This is a genomic window from Mycobacterium sp. (genome assembly GCF_008709575.1).
GTDB lineage: Bacteria > Actinomycetota > Actinomycetes > Mycobacteriales > Mycobacteriaceae > Mycobacterium.
In genome coordinates, this window is the sequence record NZ_VYIK01000100.1 from 1 (window position 1) to 2,519 (window position 2,519).

3 protein-coding genes are annotated in these 2,519 nt (G+C 64.4%); 2 read left to right on the forward strand and 1 reads right to left on the reverse strand.

What is annotated here, in order from left to right; translation table 11 throughout:
* Positions 1-243 (reverse strand): type I restriction-modification system subunit M N-terminal domain-containing protein (locus F6Q13_RS16475; protein WP_293058809.1); only part of this gene is annotated, 243 nt, incomplete at its 3' end.
* A 690-nt stretch (positions 244-933) separates the two neighbouring features.
* Here F6Q13_RS16475 and F6Q13_RS16480 point away from each other — a divergent pair.
* Both F6Q13_RS16480 and F6Q13_RS16485 read left to right on the forward strand, forming a co-directional pair.
* Positions 934-1,239, forward strand: a complete 306-nt coding sequence (locus tag F6Q13_RS16480; RefSeq protein WP_293058812.1) for a hypothetical protein — start codon at positions 934-936, stop codon at positions 1,237-1,239.
* Positions 1,239-2,519 (forward strand): hypothetical protein (locus tag F6Q13_RS16485; RefSeq protein ID WP_293058815.1); only part of this gene is annotated, 1,281 nt, incomplete at its 3' end. The genes F6Q13_RS16480 and F6Q13_RS16485, both read left to right, overlap by 1 nt.

Genomic DNA, 2,519 nt, shown 5'->3' on the forward strand with positions numbered 1-2,519 from the left:
GATGATCTTGTTGAAGCGGTCACCGATCTCTTTGTCGCCTTTGGCGGCGAGCATGTCGTCGAAGGAGCCACCAGCCGGTACCTCGATGAGGCTGTTCGCGTCGCTCTTGGCCTTGTCGGACACGTACTTCACGAACAGCAGCGTCAGGATGTAGTCCTTGTACTGGCTGGCATCCATGCCGCCACGAAGCTGGTCGCAACTTGCCCACAGCGATGAATAGAGGTCCGATTTCTTCAGTGCCACGGCAACCTCCCTGGTCGTGTCTGCAGGCACCTGCGATGACCATATTCGCGGACTTTAATACCGTGGCAGCCTCCGGTCGCCGCATACGGTCATGGATCTTCACGGCGCGTGCAATCGCGGGTGCCAGAATTTGCGCCCGTCGGCGTCGGCGCGCTGCGGCCGGCTCAGTTCGGCCCGGTTGGGAATTCAGTCTGACGAGTCGGCCCTCGGTGAGACGATCGCGCCGTGACGATAATCATCCCCAGTGGGCACCCCAACCGGCGATTCCTGCGGTACGTGCGTCCGCCGATCACCGACGACGAGAAACATCCCCCGCTGTTCCCGCTTCGTCCTGCGACGCGTCCGCTGCGGTTGGGGATCGATGTCACCACGGCGCCGACGCCACCGGATGGACTCCTGACGAGGTTCTTCGGGCGCGAGGAGCTCAACATACCGTTCCTGGTCCCGGCCGGTGAGCAGGTTCCCTCCGAGTGGACTGTCGCGCTCGGCGATCCTGTGGTCCGTCAGATCAGATCGGATTCACCCCGTTCGAGATCGCCGGACGGCCGCCCGATACGGTGCAGTTCAGTGTCGTCACGGGCACTGAGCACGAACGGTCCCGCCCGTTCGCCTGGTTCCCAGGGGTTGGTCGCATTGCCACCTGCCCCGCCAGCCGTTCCCTCGGATATTTACGACCACTACAATCCGGGCATGCTCACCGTGAGCTCACTGAAGGTCGACCCCGCCGGTCTGCGCGTGGAAGCCGCCCAGTCCGCGGGGAGAGCAGCCGCGTTGTCCGCGGTCACACCCCCGTTGGACCCGGCGGTGTCGACCTGGCAATCCGCCGCCGGGCGGTCCAACCGATACCGCGCCGCCACCGCCCAAGCCCTGACAGCGGGCAGCACCCGCCAGCGCTGCATTACGGAGGGCCTCACCCACACCGCGGAGGGTTTCGAGAGCAACGAAGCCGTATCGGCGGCCCAGCTGCGCGCGGTGGGCGAATCCGAGACACTCTGATGCTCGCGGAGCCACCCGAGCTGCCGTCGCTGCCGGAGGTGGAGTCCGCCAGCTTCCAGCACTACTTGGACTCCGCGGACTATTTTCGTCGCGCCGCCGACTGGCTGGGGCGCACCTTCACCGCGGCCCGCGACGCCGCGCAGCACCCCGGCGGCACCGAATGGACGGGACAAGCCCAGCGCGCCGACCTGGACGCCCGCCAGCGCGACTTGCAGCGGGTGAGCGTCGGCGCGGTCGACCCCTTACGTGCGGGTGAGAAGGTGTGCGTGGCCGCCTTCGAGCAGATGACCGCCAGCCGCCACACGGTGCTGGATGCGGTGCGCGAGGTGCGCGAGGCGGGGTTTTCGGTCGGGCCGCACTACACCGTCAGCTACACCGGCACGGTCGCCAACGACGCCGAGTACGTCAAACGCCTGGCGGAAGCTCAACAGCACCGCACCTTCATCCGGCACCGGGTCGCGGCGATGGTCGAACATGACCGCGACAACGCTCAGAAGATGGATGAAGCGCTCTCCGGGCTGGAGACCTTCACCTTCGACGAGCCAAAAGCCATCCCGGACGACAGAGTTGTCGGCGACAACGACCGCAAGCAGGCCCACCCCGTCGACAGAACCTGGAAGCGAGACCCCGCACCGCCACCTAATCCCAATAATCCATCTACTGGTGAGGTCCCAGATCCTGTCGGCAAGCTCGGCCTGCCTAACTACAACCCGGGTTCGTTGTCTGATGAAGAGGCTCGGGTGGTATATGCCCAAGGAGAGCTGCGGATGCGTCAACTTAACGACACGCTCGCTAGCCAGGGAGTAAGCGCTGAAGAACGCGCGAAAATCATGTTTGCGCAACGCAATGGGCTACGGGCATGGGCCCGGGACCTCATGAGCAACCGCGGGCTTGCCGATCAACTGAATAAGAACGAGCCCAATCTGACTTGGGACCAGATCGTGGCCAGGCATCAGGCTCGCGGGCTTACTGGCGATGATCTTTACAAAGCGATCATTGAGGGCTCAACTCGCAGTCGGGCTAGTGTCAATGAGTCCCTCGACATTAATCCTGATCATCCGCCGCCCCTCCCGCCGGTCCGCCCAGGGACCGGTCCAGGATCAGCTCCCATCATCAGCCAACCGCCGAATCTGCCTCCAACCTTGAATCATCCTCCTGTCGTGGTTCCCCCGACAGATACCAATCACCCGCCGGTGGCGATACCGCCGACTGTGCTTGACCATCCGCCGCTGCCCCCGTGGCTGCAGAACCCGTCACCGCCGGGTTTTGATGTTCATCCC